The organism is Nostoc sp. JL31 (assembly GCF_017114965.1).
Classification (GTDB): domain Bacteria; phylum Cyanobacteriota; class Cyanobacteriia; order Cyanobacteriales; family Nostocaceae; genus Nostoc; species Nostoc punctiforme_A.
In genome coordinates, this window is record NZ_JABXKO010000122.1 from 1 (window position 1) to 20,605 (window position 20,605).

The window sequence follows — 20,605 nt, forward strand, 5'->3', positions numbered from 1 at the left end:
CCCAGCCATACACAGATACACCCCTCTCATACGAGAAGTAGATTACCATATTTCGGTATTAGTGGGATAGGTTCCACGGTAAGATGACTTGTTTTTTGGCTCTATTGCCGACGTTCTTGGAGCTTGCGATATACGGATTTTAAATCCACTTGATGGTGAGCTAAGGCGACCAAAGTATGATATAGCAAATCAGCCACTTCACCTGCGATCGCATCTGCTTCATCATCCTTAAAAGCCATTACCACCTCAGCGGTTTCCTCACCAATCTTTTTCAAAATTTTGTTATCGCCACCTGCGAATAGTTTACAAGTATAAGAACTTTCAGTAGGATGATCGCGGCGATCGCATATTATTTGAAACAATTGCGACAATGTATCTCCTGGTGGTGCAACGATTTTACCTTCTATTTGGTGAAAACAACTGCGCTCTCCAGTATGGCAGGCAACATCTCCTAATTGTTCTACGCCAATGAGCAGCGCATCACTATCACAGTCATAACGGATACTTTGCACCTTTTGGATATGCCCAGAAGTCGCCCCCTTGTGCCACAATTCTTGCCGAGAACGGCTCCAAAACCAAGTTTCTTCAGTTTCTAAAGTCTTTTGTAACGACTCCTGATTCATCCACGCCATCATCAGGACAGTACCATCTAGATAGTCTTGGACTATTGCAGGCACCAGACCCCGTTCATCGTAGCGAATTTTCTCAACCGGGATGGTGTAATGCAGCGATCGCGAATCGTTAGAAGACATACCAGCTAGTTTGCTCTAATGAGAATAATTTATGGATTCACGATACCATTCAGAATAGGGCAGCTGGTATGTTTTTTTGAATTAAATATCTCAAGTCAAGTCTTCATTGGACTTGCATAACATAATGTTATTTTTTTGGTTCCGCTAATTTTATACGATAGAAATTCTAAGCAGTGTTTGACCCTATTCTAAGATAGAGCGTTTTATTGCCCACTGTTAGGAGAGAACTTTGGTAAATACCACAATTAAAACAACAAAATCACAAGAAGTCTTCGCCGCTGCTCAAAATCTCATGCCCGGAGGAGTCAGTTCTCCAGTTCGTGCCTTTAAATCTGTGGGCGGACAACCCATCGTTTTTGATCGTGTCAAAGGCGCGTATATTTGGGATGTAGATGGCAATAAATACATAGACTATGTAGGCACTTGGGGCCCAGCTATTTGTGGTCATGCTCATCCAGAAGTAATTGCAGCGTTGCATGAAGCTTTAGAAAAAGGCACCAGTTTCGGCGCTCCCTCAGTCCTAGAAAATGTTTTGGCAGAAATGGTCATTGATGCCGTTCCTAGCATCGAAATGGTCAGATTTGTCAACTCTGGAACTGAAGCCTGTATGGGAGTTTTGCGACTGATGCGGGCTTTCACCAACCGGGAGAAAATCATCAAGTTTGAAGGTTGCTACCACGGACACGCCGATGCGTTTCTAGTAAAAGCGGGTTCTGGTGTTGCTACACTTGGTTTGCCAGACTCACCAGGAGTACCTAAATTAGCAACTAGCACCACTCTAACTGCGCCTTTCAATGACTTAGAAGCCGTTAAAGCTTTATTTGAAGAAAACCGCGACGAGATTGCCGGTGTTATTCTTGAGCCAGTCGTCGGCAATGCTGGATTTATTGCGCCTGACGCTGGCTTCCTAGAAGGGTTACGGGAACTAACTCACGAGTATGGAGCGTTATTGGTATTTGACGAAGTGATGACAGGCTTCCGCATTGCTTACGGTGGCGCTCAAGAAAAATTTGGCGTCACTCCCGATTTAACAACCTTGGGTAAGGTGATTGGTGGTGGTTTGCCAGTAGGGGCTTATGGTGGTCGTCGAGATATTATGTCAATGGTTGCGCCCGCCGGCCCCGTATATCAAGCTGGGACTCTTTCTGGTAATCCTTTAGCGATGACTGCTGGTATTAAGACTTTAGAATTGCTGCAAAAGCCAGGTACTTACGAGTCTCTTGAGCGGATTACTAAAAAGCTAGCAGATGGTTTGCTGCAAATTGCCAAAGAAACTGGTCATGCAGCTTGTGGCGGTCAAATCAGCGCCATGTTCGGCTTATTCTTTACCGCTGGGCCAGTTCATAACTACGAAGATGCGAAAAAGTCTGATACAGCCAAATTCGGACGCTTCCATCGCGGGATGTTAGAGCGCGGTGTTTACTTAGCACCTTCTCAATTTGAAGCTGGGTTTACATCTTTTGCTCACACAGAAGAAGACATTGAGCAGACTTTAGCAGTTGCACGGGATGTAATGTCTAGCCTGTAACCTGTTAAGGGTAAGGGATTTCCAAATAAAAAGTATCCTGTTATCTCTTGTGGGGTAGGCATCTTGCCCCACAAAATGGATGATTTATAGGAAGTCCCTTTTTTGAGACAGAAACAAGCGTGCAGAATTTTCAGCAGTTAATGGTGTTCAATCCTCTGACGCTGTTGGGGATAAAAGAAATTTTTTAACAGGTTTGTTTGTTCTCTACCGTCATTACTCAAGAAAGGTCACATCTTCGTCATTATTTCGCAATGGCTTCGTCAAGAGAATATGCAATATTTAGCCTACATTAAGATTCATAGTTAAATGAGGCAGGATTAATAAATTATAGGGGGTAAGTCCCTGGCAACTAAGAAGTGTCAAGTTTTGTGGCTCTTGTCTGGATATCCGTTGCAAAACTTAACTTAATTACAAATTATTTTACTTGCCTTTTGCAGTTCTCGAAATTCCCCTCATACCCCATAGATTACAAAAATTAATGCTTAAGAAGGTTCTCACCTTTAGGGTGAGGATTTTGCTTATAGATATTAGATTATTCATCGGGTAAGGTATTTTTTCAGAGTCACGGTTGGAGCTAACTAAAAAAAAGATACCAATCATAACTGTAGCTTGTATGGCAAGGCTTACAGAGTAGAAAAAGCTGCGATAAGTATTGTGAAAAAAAAGACGGTTTGACATGGAAGGAGCTATGAAGTGGACGACAATAAGTCATTTTTTGGTCTGCAAAAAATATTAGTTACGTTGCTTGTCTTGAGTGGGAGTGTGATTTTTAGCACGATAATGCTTATTAAGTCAAGCTCCTCTAATGCTCAAAGTACAGAGAATATAAATGTAAACAATCAACCAAGCAAAGTTGGAATTCAGCAGCAGATTGAAGAACTAAAAGCGACGATGCTTAGAAGTTGGCAGCAACAAGTACAAACAAAAGGTTTTTCATATACTGTGCCACTACGTTTTCAAGGGGCAATAGTTGATGCGGCAAAATTGACTCCCCAACAGAAAGTAATTGCGCTCACCTTTGATGATGGGCCATGGCCTGAAAGTACCGGACAAGTACTTGATATTCTCAAAAAAAATCAGATCAAAGGGACATTTTTTCTCATTGGACAAAACGTAAAGAATTATCCAGCCTTAGTAAAGCGGGAAATTGCTGAGGGTCACGTAATTGGTAATCACACTTGGCATCATTGGTATCAATTCTTAAATCCACAAGCAGCTGCCTATGAGATTGATCACACAGCAGACTTGATTTATCAAGTGACAGGCATTAAAACAAATTTATTTCGACCACCAGGAGGAATCATGCACAATGGGGTGGCTAGTTACGCTAGAAATAGCAAATATGCCATCATTCGCTGGTCATCTGACTCTGTAGACTACTCACGTCCTGCTGTACCAAAATTAATTAATAATGTGTTTAGGAGGGCCAAGCCAGGTGGAATTGTGCTAATGCATGATGGTGGTGGTAATCGCTCTAAAACTGTGCAAGCTTTACCAGAAATTATTGCCAACTTTCGGAAACAGGGCTATAGGTTTGTTACTATTCCTGAACTTTTAGAAATGCAAGATAAAGATCAAAAGCTGACTGCAAACAAAAAAACCGTCCAAAACTAACATCTGAACGGAATTTTAACGTATTAATATTTTATGCCAATCTAGTTATGTTGCCAGTTGTGCTGATACCTTACAACTACAAGTCAGGAGGTAAAATCACCTGATCGATTGCGTGGATTACGCCGTTACTACCTGTGATATCTGCCTGTGTCACTTTAGCATCATTGACAGTTACACCAGTAGCAGGATCGACTTTAACGTTTATTGCGCCACCTTCGAGACTTTTAACTTCGCCAGACTTTAAGTCAGTAGACAATACCTTACCAGCCACCACATGATAAGTTAAAATCTTGAGCAATACTTCTTTGTTAGCTGGCTTTAACAATTCTTGCAAAGCATCTGCTGGTAACTTAGCAAAAGCTGCATCTGTAGGTGCGAAAATAGTTAAGTTATCTTTGCCTTGCAAAGCTCCGGTCAATCCTGCTGCTTTCAAAGCCTTGGTCAAGGTGGTAAAGGAAGCGTTTGACTCTGCCAACGCTAACAAGTTTTTGCCTTGATTGTCACTAGCCCCTGGCCCGGGTGGAGTTGTAGATGGTTTGGTAGGTTGAGTTTCTGGGGTAGTACCTGGGGTGACGGGTGTAGGTTCACTAGGTGTAACACTACCACCACCACGGTTATAGGGAGGCTCGTTGAAAATACTTGGTCTGGGATTTACCGTTCCACCACTTTTCTGTGCTACTGGTTTGCGTTTGGTATTGCCCTTTTCTATTTGGGAAACGGTTTCGGCAGGTGTGTATTCAGTGTTTGCTTGAAGGCGTTGACCTTGGTTATAGGGAGCTTCGTTGAAAATACTGGGGTTAGGATTTAGTACCTCTTTCGCATCAGATGGTAAAGTAATGAGGACGCTGAAACTAGTAAATCCTGCTATGCCTGCCAACGTGGTCAGCAATTTGCTGTAATTTGTCTTCATAAATTTTGTTTTTCTTTTTGTCCACACATTACATAAAGATTTATAACATTTTGCTATGCACAAAATCTAACTCAAGAGGGAAGTAAGATTTTTATCTAGAAGAGTTTGTGCTAGTGAGGTAAAATATTTAACCTCGATTCACGCTGATAAGTATGAAATATATCTACCATATATTTCATGTAAATTGAGCAAATTTTCTCCATCACACGAAAATTTAAAAATCCCACTCCGTGTAACATAAATTCTCAGGAAGTGTGAACATCTCACCTCTACAAGTTATGAGTGGAGAAAAATTATACTTATAAAGACAATTTATATACAAGCTTGTACGTAAAATAATAGTTGATTCATGAATCCTGAATTACATAGAGAAGAAAGCTATATTTCAGAATTAACCATTGATTATTCAGAAAAAGCAGAGAAATTCATTACCGAAATCTTTTAACGTAGACTAAGGCTGACAAAAATTGAAGTAACTGTTGTAGATCCAGGAATGAGGGGTTGAGTTTATTTATATCCTGAATTAAATTACTTAATTATTTGAGATTATCATCAATCAGAAAACAATATTTTTTTAATCGATAATTTTGTCAAAAATCAGGCATCGATTAAACCCTAATGTCAATTAAATAGACAGCTAACCAACTAATACCAATAAAAATTACTTAAACTAAAGATACAATTGTAAAGTTAATAAGTTGACCAGTTACAAGAGATAGAACACATGCTGGAATTATACCAATGGGAACTCTCTCAATACTCAGAGAAAGTGCGCCTAATTCTAGATTTTAAAGGACTAGATTACCGCAAAATAGAGGTTACGCCTGGGATTGGACAAGTGGAACTGTTCCGGCTGACTGGTCAAAGACAAGTGCCTGTATTAAAGGATCGTAATAAATATATTGCGGATTCTACGGAAATAGCTAAGTATTTAGACTTAGAGTATCCCGATCGCCCCATAATACCGCAAGATTCTAAACAACGGGGTTTAACTTTATTAATAGAAGAATGGGCGGATGAGTCCATAGGCATCAAAGGTCGCAAAGCACTATTTGCAGCCGTAAGTCAAGATCAAAATTTCCGTAAGTCTTTATTACCCACCTCAACACCAGATATATTTAAAAGTCTGGTGCAAGGAGTACCTACTGACTTACTGACGGTATTGGGTTTTGGGGTAGGTTACAGCCCAGATGTGATACAGTCAGCGATCGCATCTTTAAAACAAGACTTGGAAGCCTTAACGTTATTATTGGCAGATAGTCCCTATTTAACAGGAGATGAGCCGACTTTAGCTGACTTAGCGGTGGCTGGATTATCGATATTACTCAAGTTCCCTTCTGGCCCCTATCTAGATTTACCAGCTTCTATTAGAGGCAAAGGATTGCCAATCTTTGCCGAGAATATAGATTATGAGCCATTCTTCACCTGGCGCGATCGCCTTTACGCCCAATTCCGCAAACCTTTAATTAGTACCACTCCATCAACGGGAAGTGCGCCAACTTCGATTCAGATTGATTAGATAATTGGACATGGGGAATTGGGCATAGGGCATAGGGGATGGAGAAGAAAAACAAATGACAAATGACCAATGACCAATGACCAATGACACATGACACATGACACATGACAAATGACTAATCAGATGAATTCGGCACAGCCATTAGGTTCGGTCATTCAAGGTTCTCTAACTGAAGGTTTAGAAGTCCGATTGCATCCTGACATTTCTGTAGAAGATATGCGGGTGGGTAAGTTTCTTGTTGTGCAAGGGATGCGATCGCGTTTTTTTTGTATGCTGACAGATGTAGCATTGGGAGCTGCTAATGCGCGAATTATTGCTAATCCCCCCAGTTGGGAAGACACTTTTTTACGAGATGTTTTAGCCGGAAGTGGTACTTACGGTACTATCAACCTCGCACCGATGTTGATGTTCACTCCCGAAACTGAAGAATCTTTCTCCCCAACAAATGGCAAATCGGCAAATCCTTTCCTCCCATCGGTGACGGGTTTAGCTTCATTTGTGCCACAAACCAGCACGACAATGGAATTGTTGCCTGTTAAAACTATTCCTAGTCACTTTAGTCAAGTTTACGAAGCAAGTGTTGACGATTTTCGCCGGGTATTTGGTTGGGAAGATGACCCCCAAAGGCGTAACTTTTCCATCGGCAAACCTTTGGATATGGATGTGCCGGTTTGCATCGATTTGAATCGTTTCGTGGAACGGAGTAATGGGGTTTTTGGGAAATCTGGTACTGGGAAATCCTTTCTCACACGGTTACTTTTAGCTGGCGTTATCCGTAAAAATGCGGCAGTTAACTTGATTTTTGATATGCACTCCGAGTATGGATGGGAAGCCGTTGCAGAAGGTAAGAACGTCAATACGGTTAAAGGTTTAAAACAACTTTTTCCTAGTAAAGTGGAAGTTTACACCCTCGACCCAGAATCGACAAAGCGCCGTGGTGTGCGTGATGCTCAAGAACTTTATTTGAGCTATGAGCAAATAGAAGTTGAAGATATTAAGTTATGTAGCCGAGATTTAGGACTCTCTGACGCAGCCTTAGATAACGCCAATATTCTGTATAGCGAGTTTGGCAAGTCTTGGATTGTCCAGTTGTTGAATATGACTAACGAAGAAATCGAGATGTTCTGCGACGAGAAGCGCGGACATAAAGGCTCGATTATGGCATTGCAGCGCAAACTCTTGCGGATGGATAGCTTGAAGTATATGCGAGCAGTTTGCCCCCAGAATTATATTAGTAAAATTGTGCAATGCCTGGAATCTGGGAAGAATGTTGTGATAGAATTTGGTTCCCAGTCTAATATGCTCTCTTATATGCTGGTGACGAATATGATCACCCGACGTATTCATGAGCATTACGTCAAAAAAGCAGACAAATTTCTGCAAAGCAAAAATCCTTGCGATCGCCCAACGCCATTGATGATTACCATTGAAGAGGCGCACCGTTTCCTTGACCCGGCTATTGTACAAAGTACTATCTTTGGGACTATTGCCCGCGAACTGCGAAAGTATTTTGTCACACTTTTGGTAGTTGATCAACGCCCGTCAGGGATAGATAATGAAGTTATGTCGCAAATTGGGACTCGTATTACTGCTTTGCTGAATGATGAAAAAGACATTGACGCGATTTTTACAGGTGTATCTGGTGGTAGCGGACTGCGATCAGTATTGGCAAAGCTAGACTCGAAACAACAAGCTTTAATATTGGGTCATGCTGTGCCTATGCCAGTAGTAGTACGTACCCGACCTTACGACGCAACTTTTTATGCAGAAATTGGTGAGCCAGCCTGGGAAGAAAAACCTGACGCAGAAGTATTCGCCGCTGCTGAACTAGCCAAAGCTGACCTTGGATTTTAGATTGTCATTTGTCATTTGTCCTACCCTGCGGGAAGCCGCTGGTGCGTCTATGTCCTTTGCAAATGACCAATACAACTCTTGGAGAGGCTCTGCCAATGACTACGCTCAGTACAAGTAACTAATGACTAATTCGTGACCGAAGAACACTTATGATACAAGCCTCTAAATTTATTTATGGGGATTATTAATTTTGAATTTTGAATTTTGAATTCCCCGTTCGCGTAGCGTCTCGCAGAGAAGGGGTTGACATCCCTCCATTGTCACAGCAAATTAAGTTCGGTTATCCGGCTAGTTTTTGGCAACAGAAGAAGGGTTTTTGGCGTCACTATAGATGTAGTCAGTAATTTCAAGGAAATTTAAAATTTTTTTCTATAACGGCTGCTTTTAAATTATAATGATAGGTTTTATCTTAAGATAGTTTACTATTTGCCTGATTTATCGTATCATAAGTTAAGTAGAACTCATACCGACTTCGGATTTACCGCTCGGTGTTAGTAACTGTCCAAGAGAATAATTCTCAAAAATAACCAGCGTGCTTATAAAAGATTGAAAATTTAGGGAAGGTAGGGGAACCTATCATTGGGGGCTGACCGTCTTGACAACGGCTGTATCAATTAATTTCTTTTGGTAGCTCCCTACATTTCGTGATAGATGTACTACTTTTTCCCATCCATTTTAGTAATAAAACATACATTATCTTTACGAAGTAGAGGACATCGCACCAATGCCTACTGTCAATACCCAAACCGAAAACCTCAACACCAAATTCACGGCTGATATGGTGCGAACCTATCTGCGAGAAATTGGTCGTGTACCACTGCTAACCCGCGAACAAGAAATTGTCTTTGGAAAGCAAGTGCAACAAATGATGACACTCATCGACGCCAAGGAAGCTTTGGCGAAGAAGTTGCAACGCGAACCAGATATTTCAGAGTGGGCCGCTCACGTTCAACAATCGGAAACCGATGTGCAACAAACAGTGGCGCAAGGTAAGCGGGCAAAGCAAAAAATGATCGAAGCGAATTTGCGCTTGGTTGTTGCTATTGCTAAAAAGTATCAAAAGCGGAATATGGAGTTTCTGGATTTAATCCAGGAAGGAACACTGGGATTAGAGCGGGGTGTGGAGAAATTTGACCCGATGAGGGGTTATAAGTTCTCAACTTACGCTTACTGGTGGATTCGCCAAGCAATTACTCGTGCGATCGCTCAACAAGGTCGTACCATCCGCTTACCGATTCACATTACCGAGAAACTGAACAAAATCAAAAAAGTGCAGCGCGAGTTGGCTCAAACCTTGGGGCGATCGCCGACTCCAGCCGAAATTGCCAAAGCACTGGAACTAGAACCTGCTCAGATTCGTGAGTACCTGAATATGGCTCGTCAACCAGTTTCTTTGGATGTGCGAGTTGGTGAAAACCAGGATACTGAGTTGCAAGAAATGCTCGAAGATGATGGCCCATCACCAGAGTATTACACCAACCAGGAATTTTTACGCCAAGACTTGAACAATCTGCTAGCAGAACTAACCCCGCAACAGCGAGAAGTTGTAGCCCTGCGCTTTGGTTTAGAAGATGGTAATGAAATGTCATTGGCGAAAGTCGGTGAGAGATTGAATCTCAGCCGCGAACGTGTTCGTCAGTTAGAGCATCAAGCTTTGGCTCATCTGCGTCGCCGTCGTGCCAATGTCAAAGAATACGTTGCTAGTTAAAACAAGAGACGCGAAGTTCGCGTCTCTAGACCACCTTGGTGATCCGCCTCCTGAATTCAGGGGGCGATTTTTTATACTGAAAACCAGAAAAATGTGTGCTTGCTTCCCCGTAGGCAAATTTTTAAATGTCAAAAGGCTTTGAATTTGAAACCCCCATTCACTAGTAGGGAATGGGGGCTAGGGAGGTTAGGTTTTTGAGGCTCAGATGTGAGCAATGATACTTTTCAAACACCCTCTTAGGAGACTGGATTAGAGAATGAGAGTGATCAAACTTTTTTCTACAATTGGAATGCTCCCCTGGCAAGTGGATTTTTAACTTCCTTGGTTGTAAATACAAGAGTGTAAATTCAGATAAATAAAGCTGAAGAGCGAGCTAAAATTGCGTTGCTCTAAAGTCATCAAAGATTTGTAACTGTAGAGTTATTTCCCAACTGTAGGAGAACTAGACAAAGCTAAAATAATAGCTGGTTAACTCTATACCAGTCTTATCTTGAACTACTGCTAACAAGTCACCATCATTCTGATATATAAGTGTATCAAGGTCACTAGTTCCCTCATAATCTCCAGTACCAAGATAAAAAGAACTTGCACTTCCTTTTAGTTGGATATAGTCATTCGCAGGATTGTAGTCTTGTATCGTAGCGTAGCCACTTCCCTGATAATAGTTTCCACCATAGGATGTACCTAAAACAAACCTATCGTAGCCATCGCCACCACTTAAGACATCATATTCATAACTGTTGTAGGCAGTTGAGCTAGAACCGTATAAAGTATCGCTACCAGATCCGCCATATAAATTGTCACTACCAGAGTCCCCGTATAAAACGTCGTTACCTGTGTAACCATATAGGTAGTCATTGCCACTATAGCCATAGAGGTAATCATTGTTAGTATTGCCATAGATGGTATCATTTCCCTCATAAGCATAGGCAAAATAACTTTCTGAACCAGTGTAGTTTTGATAATCATTTCCACTTGTGCCGAAATAAAAAGCCATGTCTTTGCCCTCAATAATTTGGTTACATTCTCGATCGCTTTGATCTTACATAGATACTAAAGGGCTAGTATCAAGTTTGTCGGTCGGAAAAGGTCGGGAAAAGATCGGGAAAAGGTCGGGTTCTTTTTCGTAGATTTACGTAAACTTTTGACAAAAAATCAAGTTTATAGTGTGAATATTGTAGTGAGCCTGTATTACTACCGAAAGACATGACGGTTGAAGAAGCGATCGCAATAGTTGAGCAATTATTGGAACGAGGACGCTTAACGAGAGCGCAAGAGATTGTATTTCGCTACGCTTGGGAAGGGAAAACTTATCTAGAAATGGCGCGAGCAGTCACTTATGACCCCGGTCACATCAAAGACGTTGGCTCGGAATTATGGCGATCGCTCTCTCAAGCTTTGGGCGAAAAAGTTACCAAAAATAACCTGCAAGGAGTGCTGAAGCGAACCGCACAGCGACAACACTTTCAACCCTTTACCAACTATACAAATTGGGGGGAAGCAATCGACGTTTCCCAGTTCTATGGACGTACTACAGAATTAGAAACCCTCAGCCAATGGATTGTGAGAGATCGCGCTCGTGTAGTCACACTATTAGGTATGGGTGGTATGGGCAAAACCGCGCTCTCGGTGAAGTTAGCAGAACAATTGCAGGGAGAATTTGAATATGTGATTTGGCGATCGCTCCGACACGCACCTTTTTTTTACGACAAGGTGACGGAGTGCATCAAAATCCTTTCTCGTCAACAAGTTACCACATTGCCTGCTTCCCCCTATGAGCAAATTACTTGTTTAATCGAGTATCTCCGCAAATATCGATGCTTGCTGATTCTGGATAATTTCGACACATTATTGGAGCAAGGTAAAGGGACAGGCTGTTATCGTGAGGGCTACGAACCCTACGGTGAACTTCTGTGGCGATTAGGAGAAACTGGGCATCAAAGCTCTGTCCTGCTCACCAGCCGGGAAAAACCTACTGAAGTCGCTGCCTTGGAAGGTGATGGTTTGCCAGTCCGTACCCTTGCTTTATCAGGATTAGAAGTCGCAGCCGGGCAAACAATTCTGAAACTCAAAGGGCTATCAGGCTCCGAGGACGAAACCCGCAAACTGGTTGAATGTTACGGTGGTAATCCCCTAGCTTTGAAAATTGCCGCCACTTCCATTCGGGACTTACATGAAGGTAACATCGCCTGCTTCTTTGCTGAAGGCACAACCGTATTTCAGGGGATTGGCAATCTTCTAGAACAACAATTCAAAAGACTCTCCATGTCTGAGCAGCAAGTGATGTACTGGCTGGCAATTAATCGGGGCAAGCTTTCCTCGACAGAATTGCAAACAGCTTTTACACCAATATTGCCTAAGCCTAAGTTAATCTCAGTCCTCGAATCTTTACGCTGGCGTAGCTTGATAGAAAGCAATACTGGAGGGTTCACACAGCAACCTGTGGTGATGGAATATATGACAAAGTGCTTGATTGAGCAAGTCTGCGAGGAAATCGTAACAGAATCACCGCAATATCTCCTGACTTATGCTTCGATGCAAGCCCAAGCAAAAGACTACATCCACGATAGTCAAATTCATCTGATTATAAGACCTATCTTAAATCAACTACGAATAACTCTTGGCTCTGCCGATCAGCTTGAGGATAAACTTGGCAGACTAGTTAGAAAGCTCCAAAATGAAAAACCCCATCCACAAGAGGATGAAGTTTTTAGGCATGGGGAATGGGATAAAGAGATAAGAGGGCGCGGGAACAAGGCATACTCAAACAGTGTTTGGGCAGTTGCGGTGAGTCCAGATTCTCAACAAACGTTGAAACCAGCCGCACTTATGAAGGCATGATTATTACTAGGGTGACAGGGTTGACTGAAGCAGAGGTAGTAACTTTAAAAACTTTAGGAGCGCTAGAAGTAAATTGATACAGCAGAATTCAGAATTGAGAATTCAGGAGTGTGTACCTCACCAACTTGAAATCTACTGTATGTGTCCCAGTGCCTAATCCCCAGTTACCAGTTCACTTAGTTGAAAAACGTTTCAAATCTTGTAAAACTGCGGTGGCTGATTGATAGCGATCGCTAAAATGATAGCAAACCATCTTATCTAAAATTGCCCCTAATTCTTCACTCACTTGCACAGTTTGCCGCCACATCACATTCCCTGTTTCTAGATGTGGGTAGAGTTCTTGCGGTGGTATCCCAGTTATGGCTTGAATAGCAATCATTCCTAAAGCATAAATGTCACTGCATAAACGGGGATGACCGGCAAATTGTTCTGGAGGTGCATAACCTCGAGTTCCGATGGCTACTGTGGCTAATTCTGTTTGCTCACTACTCGGCGGTTGCATCAATTTGACAGCACCAAAGTCAATCAATACCAAGCGACTATTTTGAGCGCATCTAATAATATTAGTCGGTTTGAGATCGCGATGAATCACTCGATGTTGATGAACAAATTCTAGGACTTCTAAAACTTGTTTGAGCATTTCCATCACAAATAATTCGTTTTGCACATTTTGTACAGGTGGTAATTCTTCGCTTAGGGTATGTCCCTCAATATATTGTTGAATTAAATAAAATTCTTGGTTATCTTCAAAATAAGCAAGTAGTTCAGGAATCTGATGATGTTTACCCAAAATTTCTAAAATTTCAGCTTCACTATGAAACAACCTACGAGCGACTTGCAAAAATCGTGTATCTTGACGGGCTGGCATTAACTTTTTAACTACACAAGTAGGATTACCGGGTCGTTGAGTATCCTGTGCTAAATAAGTCTGACCAAATCCACCTGCACCAAGAGTTTTAGAGATTTTGTAGCGTCCACTCAAAAGCAAATCACCTGATTTTATTTCTGGTGAATCAATTGGGAGAGGAAAGTCAACAGACGAGTCGGGAATTGCTGTTTTATCTTCTAAGAGTACATTTAATTGGGCGATCGCTTCTTGTTGTTTTTCAACTTGCAGAACAATCACTTGAGTTTGCTGTTGATTTTGGTAGCTAGTATAAGCAATTACACAGATACTACTAATCACCAAAGCAAGAGCAGAAGGGATTAACGGCACCCATCCAGCTTGCAAAAACAAAGCAACGCAGATTACTACTAAGCCAAATAGAGTTATCGCTCCCACCACTAGCAAAAGCAGCGGATTTTGCCACCGCCATACTAAAACACCACCTAATAGCGACCAGCCCCATATCCAAATAAGTTCCGCCCAGTTTGGCCAATACCAAATCAAGGGTCGCCCATCCAACACTGTACTGATGAGTTGACTTGCTATCTGTGCATGAATAAATAGAGCAGGCATTCTGGCTGGTTGATCTGGCAAAGCGCTGTAGGGCGTATAAAAGCCACCTGGAGGGATATTAGCCGCTGTAGTGCCAATAATTACCAGACGGTCTTTGAATAAACTGGGGTTGACTTGCCCACTAAGAACATCTGTGAGGCTTACTTGGTTGGCGAGGCTATTAGGGTGACGGTAATTTAATAATATTTGATAGCCCTGTGCATCCAAATGTTGGTAGCCAGCAGAATTAGGTTGTAAAGGCGCAAACAGGGTTTTACCTAACAGAAAATCTCCTTTGTTAGTGAAATCGTATTTAATACCTTGTTTTTCTAGATAATTAATTGCAATTAATGCACCAAATGCAAATGATGTTGTACATTTCTTGTCTGTAGAGTTAGCAAATAATAAAGTGCGGCGGAGAATTTGGTCGTTTTCATTATCAGCAACCACATCGCTAAAGCCAACATTATCTATAGGGGCATTCGGCGGCGGGGGAATTTCATCTCTACCCAAGCTGCTGAACAAACAGGTAGTGACAATGTTATCTTGATTTTGGAGATTAGCCACCAAATTATTGTCTTCTGGTCGGAAAAGATATAAACCAACAATTCGCGGTTGATAAGACTCTATTTTCTTTAATAGCTGGTTGATTGTCCGATCTGATAAAGGCCATTTCTCGCGTTTGATATCTTTATCAGTAATTTTAACTAGCAAAATCCGCCGATCGGGTGCTTCCGCTTTCCGCGATCGCAACATCTGGTCATAAACTCTTAACTCCCAAGGCTGTAACCATTTGAGTTCCCGAACTCCCCAGATAAAGGCGGTGACTCCTATACTGGTAACAAAAATAATTTGCAACCAGCTTTTGCTCTTAGAAGTTACATGGGAATCCTGAACTTTGACAAAAGGTACACGGAGTTTTTCTAATAGTCCACTAAACACGGCGTTGAGGTGGTAGCCCGGATTGGGTAGATGTTGCAGGCGCAGAAGTCAATTTTCAGAATCTAGGTTAAAAGCTAGTTAACTTGAAGCTCCTATTAATGTAGCAATTTACTTGCTATTTAGAGACTTTGACGTATTCCTACTTTTAAAGCAAGCTTACGTCCAGCGTCAACCATAGAATCAGACAAGCACTAATCATCTGTTTGAGATGTTTGAACATCTTCAACAGAATTGGTAATTGGGAAAGAAATCGGATTAGTAGATTGAGTTAGTGAATCTAACTGAGGTTGTTCAAGTGATGCTTCAATGCTTGAATCATCAAAATAGGAACCAACAATTTTATCATAGTTAGAAGCAACAGCTAAAAAAGCGCCACCCAAAATATAGATAGGTAATGGCAGATTAAATTCTTGCAACCAGTCAAACAGTTCCGCTAAGGCAAACAGCACCAAAAAACAGGCAAGCCAAACCTTCATATCTTTATCCCCTGAATTGAAACAATTCTATTACTAGCTTAAATAGCTTGCATAATAGTTGATGTAATACATAATCACCAACTTACAAGAATGCAGAGGGGCAGAGGAGAAAAATGATTTTCGGTATAAGCCCCGCCCCTTATAGGCGATCTTCTTCCCATTGCTCCCCTGCCTCTTCTTATAACCTTAGATGGGTGCAGCTAGAGCTATAGCATCTGCTATATTGCATGAGAAAAATCAAAATATATTTAGCTTATGCCAGCAATCGAACAGCCAAGAATTGCACAGTTGGTTCGTGAAACTCGGCAACGTCTTAAATTGACACAGGTAAAACTGGCTATGATATTAGGGGTTTGCTTCCACACCATAAATCGATGGGAAAATCGACATACACAACCTTCGCCACTGGCGATGAAACAAATTGCAGAACTATTACAGCAGATGGGAGAACCCGGTGAGTCGCTTTTAGCCAAATACTTTTAAAATGAGTGAGAACCTGAAAGCTCAAGAGGTTACTGATTTGCAGCAATATTTGAGCGAACAGCAAGTTGCGCTGCGCGATAGTGAAGCACGCTACCGTTCACTGGCAGAGGCCAGCGCATCCATTGTCTGGAGGGCAGCACCTTGGGGCAATGTTGTTGATGATATTCCAACTTGGGAGGCCTTCACAGGGCAAAGTCTCGAACAATATAAAGGATGGGGTTGGATTGAGGCACTGCACCCAGAAGATCGTTCATCGATGGTGGAAATTTGGCAACAGGCGTTTCCTACACGCAGTGTTGCAGTTGCTGAGTATCGTGTTCTACGGCATGACGGCGAATACCGTTATATGAATATACGCGGTGTGCCGATACTCGATGAAATAGGCGAAATCCGCGAATGGGTGGGAATGTGCGTCGATATTACCGATCGCAAACAAGCTGAAGCCAAATTGCGCGACAGTGAGGCGTGTTTTCGGCTGCTGGCTGAAAATTCAACTGATATTATTTCCCGCCTTAGAGTAGATGGAATTTTTCTGTACGTTTCACCAGCTTGCTACACAGTGCTGGGATATCAACCAGAGGAGCTAGTTGGTCATCCCAGCCAGGAGTTAGTTCACCCTGACGATTTGGTACAGATTGCCAAGAATTACCCAGTTAATGCCGATTTACCAGATATTTATACCATTACTCACCGTGCCCGTCACCAAAAGGGACATTATATCTGGTTGGAAACAACTGTTCGAGCTATTCGCGATCGCCAAACTCAAGAAATTTTAGAAATGCAAGCGTCTTCGCGAGATATTACTAAGCGCAAACAGGTGGAAGAGGAGCAGCGTTTCTTAGCTGAGGCTAGTGGGATTTTGGCTGCATCATTGGATTACGAGACAACCCTAGCAGGTTTGACGCGTTTAGCAGTGCCGGAAATAGCTGATTGGTGCTTAGTTGATATTATTAGTGAGAATCAATTAGTTCGCCGACTTGCAGCAGCCCATGCCAATCCAGCGAAACAAGAATTGGTAGAACAGTTACAAAATTATCCGCCTGATTTGGCACAAACAGCAGGTGTTGCGAAGGTAATACGGACGGGCAAATCACAAATTACTCATTTTGTTTCTGATGAACAGATGCAAGGGTTAACCCACAACGCCAGTCACTTCAAAATCCTGCAAGAACTAAATCCGACATCTGGCATGAGTGTACCGCTGATAGTTCGGGGACGGGTGTTGGGAGCGATGACTTTAGTCTCTTGTTCCGGTCGTCGCTACAACACCAAAAGCCTGATGTTAGCTGAGGAGTTGGCTTGTCGTGCTGCCGTAGCCGTTGATAATGCCCGACTCTACAAAGAAGCACAGCAATCTCAACAGGCGGCTTTACACGCAGCATCTCGCACTACCCGTCTGCAAGCGATTACCGCTGCACTTTCTGAATCTCTAACTCCGACACAAGTTGCTGAAGTAATTGTAGAGCAAGGTATGGCAGCATTGGGAGCTAGTTCTGTTTTTGTCGCCCTACTGACTCAAAGCGGCACTGAATTAGAAATTGTCCAAACTGTTGGCGGGCAAAAAGAAATAGTAGATTCCTGGCGTCGATTCTCGATTAATGCTTCTGCACCACTGGCAGAAGCAGTAAGAACTAAGCAGCCTATTTGGCAAGAGCCGACAACAGCGAGGATTGCTGGTTACGCAAATCTTGCCAAAGAATACGCTCAGTCCAACTATGGCGCTTGGATTTCGATTCCATTGATCATCGAGGGACGAGCTATAGGTGGAATGTCTCTAGCTTTTACCGAAATTCAGCAGTTTAATCAAGACGATCGAGCCTTTATGCTGGCACTAGCACAGCAGTGCGCTCAAGCGATGGAACGTGCCCGTTTATACGAGGCAGAGCAAACCGCCCGAAAAGCAGCAGAAAACGCCAACCGGATAAAAGATGAGTTTCTGGCAGTACTTTCTCATGAATTGCGATCGCCACTTAATCCAATTTTAGGTTGGTCAAAGTTACTCCAAACCAAAAAACTTGATGAAAAGACGATTCCTCAAGCGCTGAAGACTATTGAGCGAAATGCGAAGTTACAGGCTCAACTGATTGAAGATTTACTGGATATCTCCCGGATTTTACAAGGTAAAATCAGCTTGAATATCTACCCAGTTGATCTGACATCTGTGATTTCGGCAGCAATGGAGACAGTGCGGCTATCAGCAGAAGCTAAATCAATAGAGATGCACATCACCCTGGAACCAAATTTGGGACAAGTTTTGGGAGACTCCAACCGATTGCAGCAAATCGTTTGGAACCTGCTCTCAAACGCGGTTAAATTTACACCAGAAGGCGGACGGGTTGATATTCGACTATCATTATGTTCTAATTTTAACTCAGCACCCAGCACTCATAACTCAGCACTGATTCAAGTCAGCGACACAGGGAAAGGCATCGACCCTAATTTTCTGCCTTATGTGTTTGAATATTTTCGCCAAGAGAATAGCAGCACCACCAGAAAATTTGGTGGATTGGGGTTAGGATTAGCGATCGTTCGTCACTTAGTCGAACTGCATGGCGGCACAGTCCAGGTAGAAAGTGAGGGCGAAGATCGGGGGGCAACTTTTACTGTAAGATTACCGTTAATCCCAAATCAATTAGAGATTAAACAAGATAGTAGCAATTCTGAGCCATCTTCAAATTTGAATGGTGTCAAAATTTTAGTAGTGGATGATGATACAGATACGCGAGAATTTATTGTCTTCTTACTAGAGCAGTATGGGGCAAATGTGACAGCAGTAACATCAGCCAATGAAGCCTTAGCTACTTTAGCCCAATCCTTGCCAGATATACTTTTAAGTGATATTGGAATGCCAGAAGTGGATGGATGTATGTTTATGCGACAGTTGAGAACACTGCCAGCAGAGCAGGGAGGTCAAATTCGCGCGATCGCACTTACCGCCTATGCTGGAGAAATGAACGCTCAACAGGTACTAAGAGCCGGATTTAACAAACATATTGCTAAACCAGTTGAGCCAAGCGAATTAATAGATGCGATCGCCAACTTAATCGCTGAATAAACCTGCCTCTACCTTCAGTTCTAAATCATATCTGTAAAAATATTTGCGATCGCTTGTTCCTTCCTCTGTTTTTGCTAATCCACCTACCATCCATCTCAATTAACCAGACAATAGGCTTAACAAGTTGGTTGAGCAACTTGTTAAGCCCCTTGTTAAAGTTAGGCAAACTTCTGCTACAGTGTATTAGTTACTTTCATCCAAATGCTGGAGAAATTAACGGAAAAAAATATTTTCAGCATGATTTCACAAGCATCTTGCCAAACCAATAGAGCCAGCCAAGTTAAAAGCTGAATAAATCTGCCTCTACCTGCTTACCGTTACTTGATATTGTCAGGAAGGATAGCTTTATATACTAGAGGAGCAAGAATTGCTTGTTTGACATCAATCTTAACCGGGATGATTCTTTCTTGAAAATAAAAATCAGCAACGCTCTGCTGTTCGGCAATGATAGCAGGTGTCAGTCTTCTCAATTTATAAGTACGACGGCTTGCCACCTTTTGTGCAACTGATGGATCTAATTTCTGTTCATCAACTAAAATTTTGGCATAATCGCTTGGGTTTTTTTCAGCCTGCTCACCTACCTTCTGTGCTTCCTCTAAAAACACTCGCACCAATTGCGGATTTTGGGTGATAAATCCCCGCCTGCCAATATAAAATCCACCAAGAGTGTTAATTCTTGCTGCATTTCTCAGAATCCGAATCGGGATATCTTTTTCCACAGCAGCTAAAAGGGGATCGCTACCCACCCAGGCGTCAGCTTTGTTTTGAATAAAGGCGTCACGGGCTTGAGGTGGAGTCAAAGCAACGACTTGAATATCGCTAACTTTTAACCCTACCTCTTTCAAAGCTTTCGCTAGTAAATACTGTGCATTAGAACCTACTTGAAAAGCAATTTTCTTGCCTTTAAGATCCGCTACTTTCTTAATGGGAGAATTAGCTTTCACCACAATACCTTGGTTGCTACCATCGCTGGGCGTGCGTCCAGTCAGATAGACAACTTCAGGAATGATACCTGGGCGTGCAGCTTGGTCAAATATTGGAGGTGTCTCTCCGACATTACCGATATCCACCTGGCCTTTATTCAGCGCATCTATCAATTGCGGCCCTGCTGCAAATGGCCCAACCCAATTCACGGTTACACCCAATGCTTTGAAACGCGGCTCAACAGCTTTTTTGGATTTTACAAGATCGCCAGAACTTTGATAAGCTAAGTTAATTACTTTAGCATTTGGCAGCGCTTGGGTGGTTTGCACAAGGCTACCTGCAAAGGGAGATAATAAAGTAAACAGTCCCAATGCTGAATATTGGAAAATACGCTTTAAGACTGTACGGCGTTGTGGTTGAAATGACTTGTTCATCAGTTATGATTTTCCTCGGAAGTTTTAGCTTTTAGGTTGTCAGTCTTACTTTCAAAAGCAAGTAAGATTATAGGAAGCTATGATTTAAACCTCCTAGAACACCAAATTATGGTGAAAAATTGAGATT

14 protein-coding genes are annotated in these 20,605 nt (G+C 42.3%); 8 read left to right on the forward strand and 6 right to left on the reverse strand.

From position 1 onward, the window contains the following. Positions 1–101: 101 nt before the first annotated feature. Positions 102–752: a bifunctional phosphoribosyl-AMP cyclohydrolase/phosphoribosyl-ATP diphosphatase HisIE gene (gene hisIE, locus HWQ43_RS32570; RefSeq protein WP_292741326.1), complete on the reverse strand. Its 651-nt coding sequence runs from the start codon at positions 750–752 to the stop codon at positions 102–104. A gap of 229 nt (positions 753–981) precedes the next feature. Here hisIE and hemL point away from each other — a divergent pair, with 229 nt between their 5' ends. Together hemL and HWQ43_RS32580 are read left to right on the forward strand one after the other, a co-directional pair. After that, positions 982–2,280, forward strand: a complete 1,299-nt coding sequence (gene hemL / locus HWQ43_RS32575; protein ID WP_292741328.1) for a glutamate-1-semialdehyde 2,1-aminomutase — start codon at positions 982–984, stop codon at positions 2,278–2,280. A 693-nt stretch (positions 2,281–2,973) separates the two neighbouring features. After that, on the forward strand, positions 2,974–3,894 hold the full coding sequence (locus HWQ43_RS32580) for a polysaccharide deacetylase family protein (RefSeq protein ID WP_292741330.1): 921 nt from the start codon (positions 2,974–2,976) through the stop codon (positions 3,892–3,894). A gap of 76 nt (positions 3,895–3,970) precedes the next feature. On the opposite strand, the gene HWQ43_RS32585 is transcribed toward HWQ43_RS32580, so the two are convergent. Continuing rightward, entirely contained in the window at positions 3,971–4,804 is an 834-nt protein-coding gene (locus tag HWQ43_RS32585) for a fasciclin domain-containing protein (RefSeq protein WP_292741332.1), read from the reverse strand. Positions 4,805–5,528: 724 nt separating this feature from the next. Between HWQ43_RS32585 and HWQ43_RS32590 the strand changes: the two genes are divergently transcribed. From HWQ43_RS32590 to HWQ43_RS32600, 3 genes are all read left to right on the forward strand, one after another. Further along, on the forward strand, positions 5,529–6,323 hold the full coding sequence (locus HWQ43_RS32590) for a glutathione S-transferase family protein (RefSeq protein WP_292741334.1): 795 nt from the start codon (positions 5,529–5,531) through the stop codon (positions 6,321–6,323). 123 nt (positions 6,324–6,446) lie between these two features. Further along, a complete protein-coding gene (locus tag HWQ43_RS32595) occupies positions 6,447–8,177 on the forward strand; it encodes an ATP-binding protein (RefSeq protein ID WP_292741558.1) in 1,731 nt (576 codons plus the stop codon). Positions 8,178–8,901: 724 nt separating this feature from the next. Further along, complete coding sequence (locus HWQ43_RS32600) at positions 8,902–9,885, forward strand: RNA polymerase sigma factor, RpoD/SigA family (RefSeq protein ID WP_292741336.1); 984 nt, start codon at positions 8,902–8,904, stop codon at positions 9,883–9,885. Positions 9,886–10,327: 442 nt separating this feature from the next. On the opposite strand, the gene HWQ43_RS32605 is transcribed toward HWQ43_RS32600, so the two are convergent. After that, on the reverse strand, positions 10,328–10,882 hold the full coding sequence (locus tag HWQ43_RS32605) for a hypothetical protein (protein ID WP_292741338.1): 555 nt from the start codon (positions 10,880–10,882) through the stop codon (positions 10,328–10,330). Positions 10,883–11,091: 209 nt separating this feature from the next. Here HWQ43_RS32605 and HWQ43_RS32610 point away from each other — a divergent pair, with 209 nt between their 5' ends. After that, complete coding sequence (locus HWQ43_RS32610; protein ID WP_292741340.1) at positions 11,092–12,726, forward strand: NB-ARC domain-containing protein; 1,635 nt, start codon at positions 11,092–11,094, stop codon at positions 12,724–12,726. A gap of 172 nt (positions 12,727–12,898) precedes the next feature. On the opposite strand, the gene HWQ43_RS32615 is transcribed toward HWQ43_RS32610, so the two are convergent. Both HWQ43_RS32615 and HWQ43_RS32620 read right to left on the reverse strand, forming a co-directional pair. After that, positions 12,899–15,106 carry a CHASE2 domain-containing serine/threonine-protein kinase gene (locus HWQ43_RS32615; protein ID WP_292741342.1) on the reverse strand — a complete coding sequence of 736 codons (2,208 nt, stop codon included), beginning with the start codon at positions 15,104–15,106 and terminating at the stop codon, positions 12,899–12,901. Positions 15,107–15,297: 191 nt separating this feature from the next. Further along, positions 15,298–15,582, reverse strand: coding sequence for a hypothetical protein (locus HWQ43_RS32620; RefSeq protein ID WP_292741344.1), 285 nt, complete (start codon positions 15,580–15,582; stop codon positions 15,298–15,300). Positions 15,583–15,837: 255 nt separating this feature from the next. Here HWQ43_RS32620 and HWQ43_RS32625 point away from each other — a divergent pair, with 255 nt between their 5' ends. Both HWQ43_RS32625 and HWQ43_RS32630 read left to right on the forward strand, forming a co-directional pair. Further along, complete coding sequence (locus HWQ43_RS32625) at positions 15,838–16,065, forward strand: helix-turn-helix transcriptional regulator (RefSeq protein ID WP_292741346.1); 228 nt, start codon at positions 15,838–15,840, stop codon at positions 16,063–16,065. A 1-nt stretch (position 16,066) separates the two neighbouring features. Beyond that, on the forward strand, positions 16,067–19,120 hold the full coding sequence (locus tag HWQ43_RS32630) for a PAS domain S-box protein (RefSeq protein ID WP_292741348.1): 3,054 nt from the start codon (positions 16,067–16,069) through the stop codon (positions 19,118–19,120). Positions 19,121–19,437: 317 nt separating this feature from the next. Here the strand turns inward: HWQ43_RS32630 and HWQ43_RS32635 are convergent, their stop codons facing one another. Then, complete coding sequence (locus HWQ43_RS32635; protein ID WP_292741350.1) at positions 19,438–20,478, reverse strand: aliphatic sulfonate ABC transporter substrate-binding protein; 1,041 nt, start codon at positions 20,476–20,478, stop codon at positions 19,438–19,440. Positions 20,479–20,605 lie beyond the last annotated feature (127 nt).